This is a genomic window from Xanthobacter sp. NM-25 (assembly GCF_022138605.1).
GTDB lineage: Bacteria > Pseudomonadota > Alphaproteobacteria > Rhizobiales > Xanthobacteraceae > Xanthobacter.
Map to the genome: position 1 here is coordinate 464,753 of NZ_JACBFS010000003.1, position 14,957 is coordinate 479,709.

Here is a 14,957-nt window from a genome sequence, read left to right on the forward strand (position 1 = left end):
TTGTGGAGTCTGCCGGCTGGTTTACCTTGTTGGAGGAAACCGGCGACGTGGCGCATGAGGGGACGGGCGGAGAGGAACAATCGCAGCGTTAAGTCGCGCTTAAGCCCTCTCCGGCAACAACAACCGCTCCCGAAGGGACGCGAAAGATGAGGCGGGAATGATTTCCACGACGTTCAAGACCTTGACCTTCGCCGCCCTGATTCAGGTCGGCCTTCTGGCGGGCGCCGGCGTGAGCCAGGCGCAGACGGGCCAGCGCGGCGCCCCCGGCGCCACCATGGATATCGGCGATCAGCCGGGCCTCGTGGCGTCCGAGGAAGACGAGGCGCAGCTCGATCCCGCGTTCCGTCGCCAGCCGGTGTATTTCCGGACCACCGAGCCGGCGGGCACCATCATCATCAACACCAACGAGCGCTTCCTGTACCTCGTGGAAGGCAACAACCGCGCCATGCGCTACGGCATCGGCGTCGGTCGCGACGGCTTCCAGTGGTCGGGGCTCAAGACCATCGTGCGCAAGGCGGAATGGCCCGATTGGCGGCCGCCGGCGGAGATGATCCAGCGCCAGCCCTACCTGCCGCGCTTCATGGCCGGCGGCCCGGGCAACCCCATGGGCGCCCGCGCGCTGTATATCGGTGGCACCGTCTACCGCATCCACGGCACCAACCAGCCGCAGACCATCGGCTACGCCGTATCGTCCGGCTGCTTCCGCCTGGTGAACTCCGACATCATGGACCTGTATCAGCGGGTTCCGGTGGGCACCAAGGTCATCGTGCGTCAGCAGGCCACCCTCTGAGGGTGGCGCTGTTTCTTTCATCCTTTCTCCTGAACCGGGGGCTTTCATGAAGAGGATCCTGGCCCTTCTGGCCGGTGCCGCCGCGCTCGTGTCCACGGGCGTGCATGCGCAGACCTTGAAGACCGTGAAGGACCGTGGCGAACTCGTCTGCGGCGTGTCGAAGGGCCTGCCCGGCTTCTCGGCGCCCGACGCCTCCGGGCGCTGGACCGGCTTCGACGTGGACCTGTGCCGCGCCGTGGCTGCCGCCGTGCTGGGCGATGGCGAGAAGGTGAAGTTCGTTCCCCTCTCCGCCGACGAGCGCTTCCCCGCTCTGCAGAAGGGCGAGGTGGACCTGCTCTCGCGCAACTCCACCTGGACCCTGGACCGGGAAGGCAAGCTCGGCCTGCTGTTCACCGGCATTTCCTATTATGACGGCCAGGGTTTCCTGGTCCCGGCGTCGCGCAATCTCACCTCGGCGCTGGAGCTGGATAAGTCCAAGGTGTGCGTGCAGACCGGCACCACCGCCGCCGCCGCCACCGAGGACTATTTCAAGACTAACGGCATGACGCTGGAGCTGGTCACGGTGCCCAACTCCGCCGACATGGTGAAGGCCTATGAAGAGGGCAAGTGCGACGTTCTCACCACGGACGTCTCGCAGCTCTACGCCCTGCGCCTCAACATGAAGAAGCCGGCCGATCACATCGTGCTGCCCGACGTCATCTCCAAGGAGCCGCTCGGTCCGGTGGTGCGCCAGGGCGACGACCAGTGGTTCAACGCGGTGAAGTGGGTGCTCTACGGCCTCATCAATGCCGAGGAACTGGGCGTCACCTCCGCCAATCTGGACGAGGCGCTGAAGTCCCAGAAGCCGGACGTGAAGCACCTGCTGGGCGTCGAGGGCGACAATGGCGCGTCGCTGGGCCTGCCCAACGATTTCGTGGTGCTGGCGGTGAAGACCGTGGGCAATTACGGCGAGAGCTTCGAGCGCAACGTGGGCGCCGCCTCCAAGCTGGGCATCCCGCGCGGCATCAACCAGCTGTGGAGCATGGGCGGCATTCTCTACGCCCCGCCGATCCGCTGATCTGACGTCTCCGCACGGATCAAGAAAAGGCCGGGTGCCGTGGGGCGCCCGGCCTTTTTGCTGGTCGTCTCCCCCTCAGAGGGCGAGACGCAGGCTCAAAGCGCCCATCTGGTTGACGAGGCCGGAAGGGCTCACCTGCAGATCGTAGCTCATCTTGAGGTCCAGCCCGCCCACCTTGGTGCCGACCAGAGCGGCGCCGGCGGTGAACAGCCAGGGCGAAAGGTCGGCCCCCGGCGTCAGGAACGGCGTTCCGCCGCCGAGAAACGCGGCGCTGATGGAGGCGCCGGTGTCCAGCACATTGTAGCCCGCGCCCACATAGCCGGTGAGGCTCACCGGCGCGGCGAGGCGATAGGTGCCGCGCAGGCCGGCGCCCAGCATCAGCTCCTGATAGCTCTGGCTGTCGACGAGGAGGTTCAGCGCCCCGGCGCCCGTCTCCGTGTAGGCGCCGGCATCGACCCGCCCGTAATCGACGCGCAGGCTGGGTTCCACGGTGAGGTCGGTCGCCAGCGCCACGCTCTGGCGCAGGGCGGCGCCGGCGTGGAGCGTGGTGCTGTCATAGTCGGCCCGGGCGGTGGTGCCCATGAAACCCAGAGCGCGCTGGGCGCCATTGGTGTTGAGCGCGCCGTCGAGGGCGAGATCGAGGGCAAGGCCCGGCCGCAGGGCATAGCTGCCGTAAACGCCGACGGCATAGCTCGAAATGTCGAGGCTGCTGGGGGCGCCGATGGCGGTGCCGGTCAGCGACGTGTCTGCGTAGCCGAACAGGGCGCCGAGGGTGAGGTCGCCGCTGACCGCGCGATCGACACCGGCGACCACGCCGCCGCCCGAGGCGCTGTAGCCCGCATAGCCCGACTGGGTGGACTGGCTGCCGAAGCCGCCGAACGGCTGCAGCCACACCTGGGTGTCATCGCCCGGTCCGCTGGTGCGGGTGGCGAGGCGCCCGGCGACGATCTGCTGGAGCCCGCGCTGGGTGTCGTAGGTGGCGCGGGCGGCATTGCCGGCCAGTGTCGGCAGGGTCTGGCTCAGGGCCGCGGACAGGGCCGGGCCGGTGAGGCCGTCGAGCACACCGAGGGCCGGGGCCAGCGGGCCGAACAGGCCGGCCAGGGTGCCGTCGATGCCATAGAGCACCTGGGCGGCGCCGAGGGGGGCGGGGTTGCCCATGGCCCGCAGGGTCAGCGCATAGGGCTGCACCAAAGTGGTCAGGGCGAAATCGCCGGTGAAGGTTCCGGTGGAATCATATTCCCCCAGCAGCATGGCGGCCCCTGCGGCAGAGCCGCTGACATCGCCATAAAGGTTGGTGAGCTGGGGATCATCGCTGGGCAAAGCGGAGAACAGCACCTTGCCTTCGGGGGTGATGGAGCCGATCAGCGTGAAGCGCGCGCCGTCGGGGCCGATGCCCTGGCCCCAGAAATAGCCGCTCTTGTAATCGGTGATCACGAAGCGGCCCGGCGCGGTGGTGCCGAACAGGGCCGTGCTGATCACCCGCCAGGGTGTGCCTTCGGTCCAGGCCCATTGGGGCGAGGCGTTGCTGGGCACCACCTGGGCCGAGGGCGGAGTGAAGGTGGCCGGATCATAGGGCAGCATATAGGCCCAGTGGGTCACCAGCAGGCTGGTGCCGGTGATCATCTGCATTTCCATGGTGGTCACCCCATCCACCTCGCGCATCATGCCGAGGCCGACGGTGACGAGGCCGGTGTCCGGATCCGTGAACAGCATGGTGATCTGGCCGGACGGCGACACATAGCCCTGGATGGACATGGAGGAGGTGGTGGTGACGGGGCCCACCGCCAGCTCGGCGGATGAAGTGCCGGTGAACACGCCATCGGTGGACGTGCCCAGCGCCCACAGGGTCTGGTCGCCCACCGGGAAGGGATCGGCGAAGCTGGTGCTGGAGGAGCCATAGGCCAGCATCTGCGGCACCGAGACGTACCAGTTGGAATTGGTGATCACGCTGTCCCATTGCGACTGCGCCTGGGCGGCGTTTGCGCTGATGAGCGCGCCCGCGAGCGGCCCCGCCATCCGCAACATCCGCCGCCCGATCCTGTGCCGGCCCTTGCGACAACCGCCCCCGATGCTGCTCATGGGTCTCCCATCCGTGCTGGTGTGAGGTCTGAGCATGCCGGTCCCGACCCTGGGGAAGAATGCCGCATTTTGGTCATGTTTGGCGCTGCTCGCGGGCATGTGAGCGCATGGCTTCCCAAGCGGCATCGACCGGGTGGCGCCCGATGGCTAGGCTGCGGCCGCCGGCGCTGATCCGGCGGGTTCGTTCACAGGGCGAAGAGGATACCGATGACCGATCTGTCGCGCCGCACGCTGCTTGCCGGCACCGCTGGAGCCACCGCCGGTGCCCTGTCGGGGGCGCTGCCCGCCGTTCTCAGCGCCACGCCGGCCGCTGCCCAAGCTCCGTCTCAGGCGGCCGCGCCGGCGGCGGGGCAGGTGCCGAGCGCCTACCGCTACAAGGTGGGCGATGTGATCGTCACGGCCATCAGCGACGGCATGCGCACCTTTCCCATGCCGGATGGATTCGTGCGTAATGCCCCCAAGGCGGAGGTCAATGCCGCGCTCTCCGAGGCCTTCCTGCCCGCCGACCAGCTCTCCATTCCCTTCACCGTTCTGCTGCTCGACATCGGCGATCGGCGGGTGCTGGTGGACACGGGCAATGGCCCGGCCAAGGGGCCGGTGGGGCTGCTGCAGGGCACCCTTGCCTCCCTCGGCGTGGACCCGGCCAGCATCGACCAGGTGGTGATTTCCCATTTCCATGGCGACCATATCAACGGCCTGGTGACGGCGGAGGGCACCCCCGCCTTTCCGAAGGCGCAGGTGATGGTGCCGGAAGCCGAATGGGCGTTCTGGATGGACGATGGCGAGATGAGCCGCGCGCCGGACGGTCTCAAGGGCGGCTTCCAGAACGTCCGACGGGTGTTCAAGCCGTTCGAGGGCAAGGTGGAGCGCTATGCCTGGGACAAGGAACTGGCGCCGGGCCTCACCTCGGTCGGCACCCCGGGTCATACGCCCGGCCACACCTCCTTCCAGCTCGCCTCGGGCAACGACGCGCTGTTCATCCAGTCGGACGTGACCAACATTCCGGCCCTGTTCGTGCGCCATCCCGATTGGCAGGTCACCTTCGACATGGACGGCGACAAGGCCGCCGCCGCGCGCCGGAAGGTCTATGACCGCCTCTCGGCGGACAAGATGAAGGTGGCCGGCTATCACTTCCCCTTCCCGGGCGCCGCCTATCTCGCCAAGGAGGGCGATGGCTTCCGCTATGTACCGGTGCTGTGGCAGCCGGTGCTGTAGCCCGATCACGCTTCCGCTGAGCGGCAAGGGTTCTGCCCTGACCTACCGCGCGTGTCGATGTCCTCCCGGACCGTGCCGTCGCTGCTCCCTCTCCCGCTTGCGGGGGAGGGCTGGGGAGGGGGCCGGACGCCGGTGTCGCGTCGTGCGGTGCGGGGAGTGTTCGGCGCTTGGATGGTGTGGCCGGGGGGAGGCGTCGGGCCATTCCCCCTCCCAACCCTCCCCCGCAAGCGGGAGAGGGCTTTGTGGCGGTGACGGGGCGAGGGGTCGTGCTGCCCTGGTGCGCCGGGCGTTTCAGTGTCCTCCCTGACTGTGCCGTCGCTGCTCCCTCTCCCGCTTGCGGGGGAGGGCTGGGGAGGGGGCCCGACGCCGGTGTCGCGTCGTGCGGTGCGGGGAGTGTTCGGCGCTTGGATGGTGTGTGGCCAGGGGGAGGCGTCGCGCCATTCCCCCTCCCAACCCTCCCCCGCAGGCGGGAGAGGGCTTTGCGGTGGTGGCGGGGCGAGGGGTGGGCCGGGCGATGTCTTTGGTATCATTTGCCTGGGATTGACCCGAGGCCGGCTTACTCCGCGTCCGGCCTGGTTTCGGCGGCGATCCAGGCCAGATAGCCGGCGTCACCGCCGCTCACCGGCAGGGTGAGAACAGCCGGCTGCTCATAGGGGTGGAAGGCGCGCACCTCGGCGACCACGGCCTGCGCCCGCGCGGCGGTGGTCTTGAGCAGCAGCACCACCTCTTCGGCCTGTTCCAGCTCGCCCGCCCAGCGGTAGATGCTGATCATGCCGGGCAGGATGTTGGCGCAGGCCACCAGCCGCCGCTCCACCAGCAGGCGCGCGGTTTCCTGCGCCGGCTGGAGCGCGGGGAAGGTGGTGTAGATCAGCACCGCCGGGCCGGCCGCCTCGTTGGGGTCGGGATCATGTCGCGCCATTTCTGCCTCCCTGTCGCGGTTCCGCTGCTGTCGCCCTGCCGGAGCATGCCGAAAGGGAGCGTCGCTGTCATCGCATGGCGGCGCGCCCCGGGTCCGCACGCGCCCGGCTCGACAAGACGGAAGGGGAGGATTAGAGGGGGAACAGCGATCTTGCCCTCTGTCGCGGCCCCGCGCCGCCGTTTGTGAACGTCCGATCCATGATCGATGTCCCTGGTGCCTTCAAGAGGATCGCCTTCGTCTCCAGCCAGACGCCGGAATCCGACGCCGCCCGTGAGCGCCTGATCGCGCGCTACGGGGCGGTCTCCGAGGATGACGCCGATGTCATCGTCGCCCTCGGTGGCGATGGGCTGATGCTGCAGACCCTGCATCGCTTCCGTGACCGTGGCCTGCCCATCTATGGCATGCACCGTGGCTCGGTGGGCTTCCTCATGAACACCTTCCGCGAGGATGGGCTGGTGGAGCGGCTCGCCGCCGCCCAGCACGTGAAGATCTATCCGCTGCTGATGGAGGTGGTGGACAAGCACGGCACCCGCTTCAAGGCGCCCGCCATCAACGAGGTGTCGCTGCTGCGGCAGACCTATCAGGCGGCCAAGCTCCGGGTCTCCATCGACGGCAAGGTGCGGCTCGACCAGCTCATCTGCGACGGCATCATCGTGGCGACGCCGGCCGGCTCCACCGCATACAACCTGTCCGCCCACGGGCCGATCCTGCCGCTGGGCACGGCGCTGCTCGCCATCACCCCCATCTCGCCGTTCCGGCCGCGGCGCTGGCGCGGTGCGCTGGTGCCGGACAAGGCCCGCATCGACATCGCCGTGCTGGAGGCGGACAAGCGGCCGGTGAGCGCGGTGGCGGACCATTACGAGGTACGCGACATCATCGCCGTCTCGGCCCGGCTCGATCGCTCCTCCGCCATCGACATGCTGTTCGATCCCGACCACGGGCTTGAGGAGCGCATTCTGCGCGAGCAGTTCGTCTATTGAGGTGTCTCAGCCCGCCTTGGCGGGCGGGTCGAGAAACGGCGTCACGTCGGCGACGTCCATCTGCTCGGGCCGCAGGAAGCGGGTGGCGTAGGTCTCCCACAGCCGGCTTTCCAGGAAATAGCGGAACAGCACCGGGTCGAGATGCCCCTCGCGCGCCATCCCCGCCATGATGCGCAGGGAGTCCGAGAGGGTTTTTGCGGGTTTGTAGGGCCGGTCGGCGGCGGTGAGCGCCTCGAACACGTCGGCCAGCGCCATCACACGGTCCTCGGTGGTGAGGTCGGCGGCGCCGAGGTGGCGGGGATAGCCCTTGCCGTCCAGCCGCTCGTGATGGGTGGCGGCGATCTCGGGCACCCGCTTCAGGCCATCGGGCCACGGCAGGCTCTGCAGCATGACATAGGTCTGCACGATATGGTCGTTGACCTTGAAGCGCTCCTCGTCATTCAGCGTGCCGCGGCGGATGGCGAGGTTGTGCAGCTCGCCGGCATTCTGGGTGAGGGCGGGCAAGACCATGTCGAAGCCATAAGTGTTGGCCGGATCGTCCTTGGTCACCGGCGGGCGGTGGGGGCCCCACGGCACCTGGTGCTCGGGCCGGTCCGCCAGCAGCGGCTCGCTGGCCGGCAGCGGCGCCTCCGGAACCGTCGCGAGGCGGGCCTCCTCCGCCCGTGACAGGCCGAGCCGGTCGCTGAGGTGGCGGGTCCAGGTCTGGGCCGCGATGGCGTTGAGGCGGGCAATGGCGGCGTCGGTCATGAACTCGCCGCCCACATTGCACTGGGCGACAAAGGCGAAATCGTCGGCGAGGCGCGCCTGCACCGCATCGCGCTCGCGTGCGGATGTGGCCGGATCCGCCCCGGCGGCGTGGCGCTGGAGGTGGGCGATCTCCGCATCGCGCCACAGCACCTCGAAGCGCGTTCGCACCTCGTGGATGCGGTTGTGGATGGTCTCCAGCTTGGTGGCCTTGTCGATCACGTGCTCGGGGCTCGTCACCTTGCCGCAATCGTGCAGCCAGGCGCCCAGATGGAAGGCATAGCGCTGCTCTTCGTCGAGATTGAAATCGGCATAGGGCCCGCTGCGCTCGCGGCTCATGCGGTCGGCGAGCATGGTGGCGAGCTGCGGCACCCGCCGGCAGTGGCCGCCGGTATAGGGGCTCTTGGCGTCGATGGCGTCGGCGATGAGCTGAATGAAGCCATCCAGCAGGTCCTTCTGCGCCTCCATCAGCCGGCGGGTCTCGATGGCGGTGGACAGGGCGCCGGACAGGCGCTCGATGAAAGTCTGGAAGTTGCGGCCGGCATAGTTGCTGTTCACCGGATGGTCGAGCAGCAGCAGGCCGAGGGGGCGCTGGTTGCGATCCAGCAGCGGCAGCACCACCTGGGTGGTGCCCGGCGGCAGCTCGCCGATGGGCGGATGGCCCGGCGCGATGGCGGAGAGCGGCAGCTGCGGATCGGGAATGACAGGCGGTGTATGCGCTGCCTCGTCCGTCTGGTCCGCCCTGGCGTCCTGGGCGAGGGCGGTGAGCTCCAGCATGTCGCCGCTGGAATTGAGCAGGTAGACGGCGCCGAAGGTGCAGCCGCTGGCGGCCACCACCTTGTGCAGCACCTGGCCGATCATCCGCTCGAGCCGGCTTTCCGAGCCCATGATGTCGATGGTGGTCAGGAAGTTCTCGACGGTGGTGCACACCTCATTGAGCACCGTTTCCAGCTGTCGCACCTCGCTGATGAGGCTGAGGCTCTTCAGGGGTCGGCTGAAGTCGAACTGCTGCAGGCGCTGGGCCCGCAGGGAAAGGTCGCTGAGGTCTTTGCCGAGCCGGGTGGCGCCGACCCAGCCGACCACCAGCAGCAGCGCGGCGAAGCCGCCGGCCACGCCCATCTGCCGGTTGAGGCCCTCGCGGATCGGCCGCAGCAGATCGGTCTCGGGAATGGCGATCAGCAGGTCGATCACGTTGGCGTCGGTGGCGCCCATCTTCAGCTTGATGCCGAACCAGGTCTCGTCACCGACCTCGAAGGTGGTGGCACGCCCCGTTGTCACGCGAGGTGACGCAAGGCGGGTGAGCGCTGGGATCGCCAGGTCCGGCAGCGCGCGCAGATGCGGCCCGGCGCCATCGGTTGCGATCAGCCGCTTATCGTCCGGATAGGCCAGCAGGGTGCCGTCGCTGTTGGTGAGGGCAATTTCCGTGCGCGGCGTCATGCGCTGGCCGGCCAGATAGGCGCTCAGCTCCGACAGCTCCATGTCGATGGCCACCACCGCATCCCCCTGCGGATGCTGGCTGAGGGTGACGCCGACCTGACCTGTGGTGAAGAAGACATAGGGCAGGGTGAGGTGCCGGCCGGGGGTCTTCCTGGCGTCCCGATACCAGGGGCGGGTGCGCGGATCGAAGCCGGTGGGCGGTTGCGGGCGGGTTTCGACGAGCTGCAGCGCTTCGGTATAGAAGCGCCATTCGTTCACCGTCTGGCCCTGCCCGTCGCGGGTGATGCTTTGCACCAGGAAGGCGGCATCGGCGGGGGGCGCGAAGGCCTGGCGGGCGTCGGGCGTGCGCAGCGGCCGCAGCAGCAGGAACTCCCCATTGTCGTAGCCCACATAAGCGGAGGTCAGGAAGGGGATCTTCTGGAGCGTGTCGGCGAAGGCGGCGAGGCGCTGCAGGCGCTGGTCGAGGGTGGCGGCGGTGACCACCGGGTCGTGGGCGAGGTGATCAAGCGTGAAGGTGGCGGACGCGAGCAGACCTTGGGCCTTCTCGTCGATCAGGCGCCCCATGTAGATGCTGGTTTCCTGCGCGGAGGAGAACAGCGCCGCGCGCGCGGCCTGCCAGCCCTGCCACATCAGGACGGCGGAGGTCATCAGGGTCGCGGCACCCACCGCGGCAGCGATGAGCAGCGGCAGGCGGAAGGACGGCCGGGTCCATCACCACCCTTGGTTCGGAGTGCGCTCCATCGCCGTTGTTCCATGCCGCCCGGGAGATGTAGGACGAGTCACGTGCTCGGCCGTCGGGGGCGTGGATTGCTCTGGCCGGTGTTGCCGGCGCGGGGCTCGCGGAGGGCTTAGAACCCGCCGGGCGCGGCCCGCACCGATGACCGGCCAGGATGGTCAGCACATACCGTTCCGGCACGATGTTGGACTCGAATGATGCATCCAAGCTGATGCAGTCATGGGACCAGCGCAAGGGTTTCCGCCTTCTTTTTTATGGCGGTTTTTAGCTCAATTGGCGTTAAGGCATCAGCCGCCGCGCTTGGGCAGCTGGTCGAGCGAGGGCGGGCGGGGCCGTTCCACCAGGCGATCCACCGGCGCGTAATCAAGATAGCCGCAGCGGGCGAGCGCGTGCAGCTTGGCGTCGTCCACGCGCCCGTCCACCAGCGCGGCGTCGGCGATATAGACCCCCACCACCTCGCCGATCACCATATGGAAGCTGCATTCCTGGCCGCTTTTGTCGCGCGGGCGGATGGTTTCCACATAGACGCATTCGAGGGCGCAGGGGCTGGCGGCGACCCGCGGCGGCTTGACCAGGGACGAGGGCGCGCTTTCAATGCCGAGCAGCTCGAACTCGCTCTGGTCCGGACCCGCCGGCACCGAGGACAGGTTCACCTCCTCGATGAGATCGAGGGTGGCGAGGTTGCAGACGAATTCGCCGGTCGCCTCGATATTGGTGACGGTGTCCTTGCGGCCGTTGGAGGAGAACATGAGCAGCGGCGGCGTCTCGCAGATCATGTTGAAGAAGGAATAGGGGGCGAGATTCACCGTGCCGGTGCTGGACATGGAGGAAATCCAGCCGATGGGCCGGGGCGCGACGATGGCCTTCAGCGGCGAATGGCGCAGGCCGTGATTCTTCTTCGCGGGTTCGTAGAACATGGCGCGGGATGTCTCCGGACAGCGGCGGCGCCCGGGGGCGCGCGAACGTGGGGCACGAGGGAGCCTGCCCCTGATAGCCGCGTTCGCGGCGTCCGTCATCCTTCGTCCGGGCGGTTCAGGCGAACACGGCGAGCGCCGCGCGGATGTCCTCCAGGCTGCGCTCGGCCGCCTCGGCGCCGGCGGCAATGGCCTCGTCCGCCTTGTGGAAGTCGAACAGGCCGATGCTCCCGAGCTTCGGCGACACCGTGACGTCGGGCGGATCGCCCGCCAGCCGCGAGCGGGAGATGCGATCCTGGGTGATGTTGAAGGCGTCGATCATCACGCTCGACAGGCCGCGCGGCCCGTCATCGTCCGAGGCGGCGAAGAAATGGCGGCGCAACCGGTTGGGGCTGAGCCGCGCGGCGAAGCCCTGCTTCTTGCCGGTCAGCGCGGCATCGGTCACATGACCGACCACGCCGCCGTGGTCGTGGATCACGGTGCCGCGTCCGAACACTTCGGAATTGAGGTTCACCGCCAGCACGACGCGGGCGCCCAGGGCCCGCGCCGGCGACACCGGCACCGGATTGACCAGCGCGCCGTCCATCAGCCAGCGCCCGCCCACCTTCACCGGCGTGAAGATGCCCGGCAGCGCGTAGGAGGCGCGCAGGGCTTCCACCAAATCGCCCCGGGTCAGCCAGATCTCATGGCCGGTGCCCAGCTCGGTGGCGATGGCGCCGAAGGCGAGGGGCAGGTCCTCGATATTCATCTCCCCCATCTTGCGCCGCATAAGATCGCTCAGCCGGCGGCCGCCGATGAGACCGGCGCCGCCCAGGGCGAAATCGAGAAAGCCGAGAACGTTGCGCTTGGTGAGCCCGCGCGCCCATTCCTCCAGCTCGTCGAGACGGCCGGCGGCCCACAGGCCTCCGACCACCGCGCCGATGGAGGTGCCGGTGACCACCCCCGGGCGGATGCCCTCGCGTTCCAGAACCCGCAGCATGCCGATATGGGCGAAGCCGCGGGCCGCCCCCCCGCCCAGGGCGAGGCCGAGCGCCGGACGCGGATCGCGCGCCGGGGACCGGGGCGGACCGGCATCGAGATCGGGGTGAGGTGCGGGATCCGAAGTTTGCGCTTCGGGGGCGGCGTTCGCGGGCTCGTCCGGCGGCGCCTCGGGGTGGGGCGTGCCGCGAAGGTTGAGCGAGGGGAAAGATCCCCGATGAAACGCCTGGAACATGCCGACCTCACAATGCACCGCAAGCCAGACCTTGGCTTCAGGACCAATGCCCCCAGCGGCCCGCCGGTTCCGGTGGGCGTTCCCATACCGCACCTCTACCATCTGGAGGTGTCGGAATGGTGGCTATGGGCAGTGTCGCACCGGAGCCTTGCCGCACCCTGTCGTGGTGGCGGTGGCCAAAGGAGGCCTGGCGCGGCGGCTCGGGCGCGAGGAACGGGAGAGGAAGGCGCGCGGATGAGCCAGGCATGTTGGGCCGGTGCGCGGCGCCGGGGCCAGGAGGATGGGGCGCTGCGCTGGCCGGGATCGAGTGCCGTTGCCGCCATCGCCGCCCGGAGCCGCGATAGCCATCCTCGCGGTGCGAAGGGGCGGGCGCGGAGGTCCGCCGCGAGGCTGCCACCGAGAGGTCGCCGCCGAGAACGGCGATGGGAAGATCGGGAGCGACCGGATAGGGCTCTGGCCGGCGCGCCCGCCGGTGAGGGTGGCGCGGGCTTGCCCGCGCGCAGGTCCACGGCCCGAGCCTGGCCGCGGCCCGCGTTCCGCGGTGGGCGCCGACGGTTGAGGGGGCGGGCGCGGCCCGGCCGGCTCAATGGTCGTGGGGCTTGCCGTAGACCGTGGCGGGATCGAAGCGCGGGGTGTCGCCGGTGAAGCCGAGGCGGGTGTCGGGCCCGGGGGCGGCGCCCAGGGGAACCGTGCGGTAGAAGCAGGAGCGCCGGCCGGTGTGGCAGGCGGCGCCGGTGCCGCCCATGGTCACCTTGATGACCACCGCGTCCTGATCGCAATCAATGCGGATCTCGCTCACCTTCTGGGTGTGGCCGGAACTCTCGCCCTTCTTCCAGAGCTTGCCGCGGGAGCGGCTGAAATAGTGTGCCTCGCCGGTCTCCATGGTCAGGGCCAGGGCCTGCGCATTCATGTGGGCGAGCATCAGCACCTCGCCGGTCTGCGCATCCACAGCGACGCAGGTGATGAGGCCGGCGGCATCGAAGCGCGGGGCCAGCGTGGTGCCTTCCTCCAGCTCTGCGCCGGTGGCGGGGGCGGCGAACGGCGAGGGGGCGGCGGTCATGATGTCTCTTCTTCCAATCTGCGGCGGGGTGCGCGAACGGCCGCGCCGTCGGCACGCGACCTTTTCGGCGACGATACGGCTCCAGCACGGCGTGTCGGGAACGGTGGGCCACGTGGCCTCTCCCGTTCCGGCCGTTCAGCCCTGGCGGCGCAGCAGGGTCATGAAGCGCACCTGCTCGGCCGGATCATCACGGAACACGCCGGTGAACTGGCTGGTGAGGGTGCTGACCCCGGCCTTGGTGATGCCGCGCATGGACATGCACATGTGCTCGGCCTCGATCATCACCGCCACGCCGCGCGGGCGCAGGCCCTCGTCGAGGGCGGTGACGATCTGCGAGGTGAGATGCTCCTGGGTCTGCAGGCGGCGGGCATAGATGTCCACCACCCGCGCGATCTTCGACAGGCCGACCACCCGCTCCACCGGGAAATAGGCCACATGGGCCTTGCCGAAGAACGGCACCATGTGGTGCTCGCAATGGGAGTGGAAGGGAATGTCGCGCACCAGCACCAGGTCGTCGAAGGTGCCGATCTCGCCGAAGGTGCGGCCGAGTTGCTCGTCCACGTCCTCCTGATAGCCGGAGAACAGCTCGTCATAGGCCTTGATCACCCGCTGGGGGGTGTCGAGCAGGCCCTCGCGGGCGGGGTCTTCGCCCATGTAGGCGAGCAGGGTGCGCACGGCATCTTCCGCCTCGGCCCGGGTGGGCCGCGCGCTGCCGTCGGCCAGGGCCGGCAGGTGGCGGCGGGCATCCGCCGCAACCGCCTTCGCGGCCTTTTGGGTTTCCTTGCGAGCCCGCTCGCGGCGCTCGCGCTCCTCGTGCTCGGCCTGCGCCTGGAACAACTTTACCACCGCGTCCATGACGTACTCCGTCGGGTGACGCTCCGCGCCGACCCGTCCGAGCCGTCCCGCGTCGTCACCAACCCCGTTCGACCCGCCGGCAGCCCATGCTGTGGCGGGAGTGTCACCGGTCGTCGGCTTCGCACGCGCGGTCTCTTCCCGTTCCGCGCCCCGCCGGTTCTGCGGCGGTGGCCTTGCCGTCCGTCCGTCGCCCGGAAAAAGGTCCGGACAACCCTTTCATCATGCGGCCGCCGCCGCTCCCATGCAAGAGCACCGGCACCGGCACCGGCACGCGGCACCGGCATGCGCCCCCGCGCGTGGCGCCATCACCGGCACCCTGCGCCCCTTACCAGCGTTGCGTCTTGCGCTATATAAGACGTGCGGTGCCGGCGACAATGGCGACGTGCTTTGGCTGATGCGCCCTGCACGGCGCAAGATGGCGAAAGCAGCCCCGCACGCGGCTTTGGTGCGATTGACGAGGACAGGCCGGCTTGGCCGGTGGATCACAGCCCATGATCAACGACATCTACAACACGCGCATCCTGTCCCTGGCGGCCGAGATTCCGCGGCTCGGCCGGCTTGCGGCGCCGCAGGCCACGGCCAAGGCCCATTCGCGTCTGTGCGGCTCCACGGTGACGGTGGACCTTGCCATGGAGGGCGACACCGTTACCGATTTTGCCCATGAGGTGCGCGCCTGCGCGCTCGGCCAGGCCTCCTCCTCGCTGATGGCCCGTCATGTGGTGGGCGCCACCGCCGCCGATCTGCGGGCGCTGCGCGACACCGTGTGGCGCATGTTGAAGGAGAACGGCCCGCCGCCCACCGGCGCGTTCGAGGCGTTCAAGGTGCTGGAGCCGGTGCGTGAGTATAAGGCGCGCCACGCTTCCACCCTGCTCACCTTTGATGCGGTGGTCGACTGCATCGACCAGATCGAGGCCGCCCGCGCGGCGGCGGCCGCCAACGCGGCGGAATAGCCTTGCCT

12 protein-coding genes are annotated in these 14,957 nt (G+C 69.0%); 5 read left to right on the forward strand and 7 right to left on the reverse strand.

The genetic code is table 11. The features are described from left to right. The first annotated feature begins 157 nt into the window (after positions 1-157). Positions 158-790, forward strand: a complete 633-nt coding sequence (locus tag MEU52_RS10915) for a L,D-transpeptidase (protein WP_238121300.1) — start codon at positions 158-160, stop codon at positions 788-790. Positions 791-836: 46 nt separating this feature from the next. After that, a complete protein-coding gene (locus MEU52_RS10920) occupies positions 837-1,847 on the forward strand; it encodes an amino acid ABC transporter substrate-binding protein (protein ID WP_238121301.1) in 1,011 nt (336 codons plus the stop codon). 75 nt (positions 1,848-1,922) lie between these two features. Here the strand turns inward: MEU52_RS10920 and MEU52_RS10925 are convergent, their stop codons facing one another. Further along, complete coding sequence (locus MEU52_RS10925; protein WP_238121302.1) at positions 1,923-3,863, reverse strand: autotransporter outer membrane beta-barrel domain-containing protein; 1,941 nt, start codon at positions 3,861-3,863, stop codon at positions 1,923-1,925. Positions 3,864-4,133: 270 nt separating this feature from the next. Between MEU52_RS10925 and MEU52_RS10930 the strand changes: the two genes are divergently transcribed. After that, positions 4,134-5,141 carry an MBL fold metallo-hydrolase gene (locus tag MEU52_RS10930; protein WP_238121303.1) on the forward strand — a complete coding sequence of 336 codons (1,008 nt, stop codon included), beginning with the start codon at positions 4,134-4,136 and terminating at the stop codon, positions 5,139-5,141. A gap of 556 nt (positions 5,142-5,697) precedes the next feature. Here the strand turns inward: MEU52_RS10930 and cutA are convergent. After that, positions 5,698-6,060 carry a divalent-cation tolerance protein CutA gene (cutA, locus tag MEU52_RS10935; protein ID WP_238121304.1) on the reverse strand — a complete coding sequence of 121 codons (363 nt, stop codon included), beginning with the start codon at positions 6,058-6,060 and terminating at the stop codon, positions 5,698-5,700. 197 nt (positions 6,061-6,257) lie between these two features. Here cutA and MEU52_RS10940 point away from each other — a divergent pair, with 197 nt between their 5' ends. Continuing rightward, positions 6,258-7,040: an NAD kinase gene (locus tag MEU52_RS10940; RefSeq protein ID WP_238121305.1), complete on the forward strand. Its 783-nt coding sequence runs from the start codon at positions 6,258-6,260 to the stop codon at positions 7,038-7,040. A 6-nt stretch (positions 7,041-7,046) separates the two neighbouring features. Here MEU52_RS10940 and MEU52_RS10945 read toward each other — a convergent pair whose 3' ends face one another. The 5 genes from MEU52_RS10945 to folE all read right to left on the reverse strand — a co-directional run bounded on the left by MEU52_RS10945 (position 7,047) and on the right by folE (position 13,999). Further along, positions 7,047-9,869, reverse strand: a complete 2,823-nt coding sequence (locus MEU52_RS10945) for an HD domain-containing phosphohydrolase (RefSeq protein WP_238121306.1) — start codon at positions 9,867-9,869, stop codon at positions 7,047-7,049. A 375-nt stretch (positions 9,870-10,244) separates the two neighbouring features. After that, positions 10,245-10,874, reverse strand: coding sequence for a flavin reductase family protein (locus tag MEU52_RS10950; RefSeq protein ID WP_238121307.1), 630 nt, complete (start codon positions 10,872-10,874; stop codon positions 10,245-10,247). A 115-nt stretch (positions 10,875-10,989) separates the two neighbouring features. Continuing rightward, a complete protein-coding gene (locus MEU52_RS10955; protein WP_238121308.1) occupies positions 10,990-12,084 on the reverse strand; it encodes a patatin-like phospholipase family protein in 1,095 nt (364 codons plus the stop codon). 583 nt (positions 12,085-12,667) lie between these two features. Further along, positions 12,668-13,144: a phosphoribosyl-AMP cyclohydrolase gene (hisI, locus tag MEU52_RS10960; RefSeq protein WP_238121309.1), complete on the reverse strand. Its 477-nt coding sequence runs from the start codon at positions 13,142-13,144 to the stop codon at positions 12,668-12,670. A 135-nt stretch (positions 13,145-13,279) separates the two neighbouring features. Beyond that, on the reverse strand, positions 13,280-13,999 hold the full coding sequence (gene folE / locus MEU52_RS10965; RefSeq protein WP_238121310.1) for a GTP cyclohydrolase I FolE: 720 nt from the start codon (positions 13,997-13,999) through the stop codon (positions 13,280-13,282). A 491-nt stretch (positions 14,000-14,490) separates the two neighbouring features. Here folE and MEU52_RS10970 point away from each other — a divergent pair, with 491 nt between their 5' ends. Continuing rightward, on the forward strand, positions 14,491-14,949 hold the full coding sequence (locus MEU52_RS10970) for an iron-sulfur cluster assembly scaffold protein (RefSeq protein ID WP_238121311.1): 459 nt from the start codon (positions 14,491-14,493) through the stop codon (positions 14,947-14,949). Positions 14,950-14,957 lie beyond the last annotated feature (8 nt).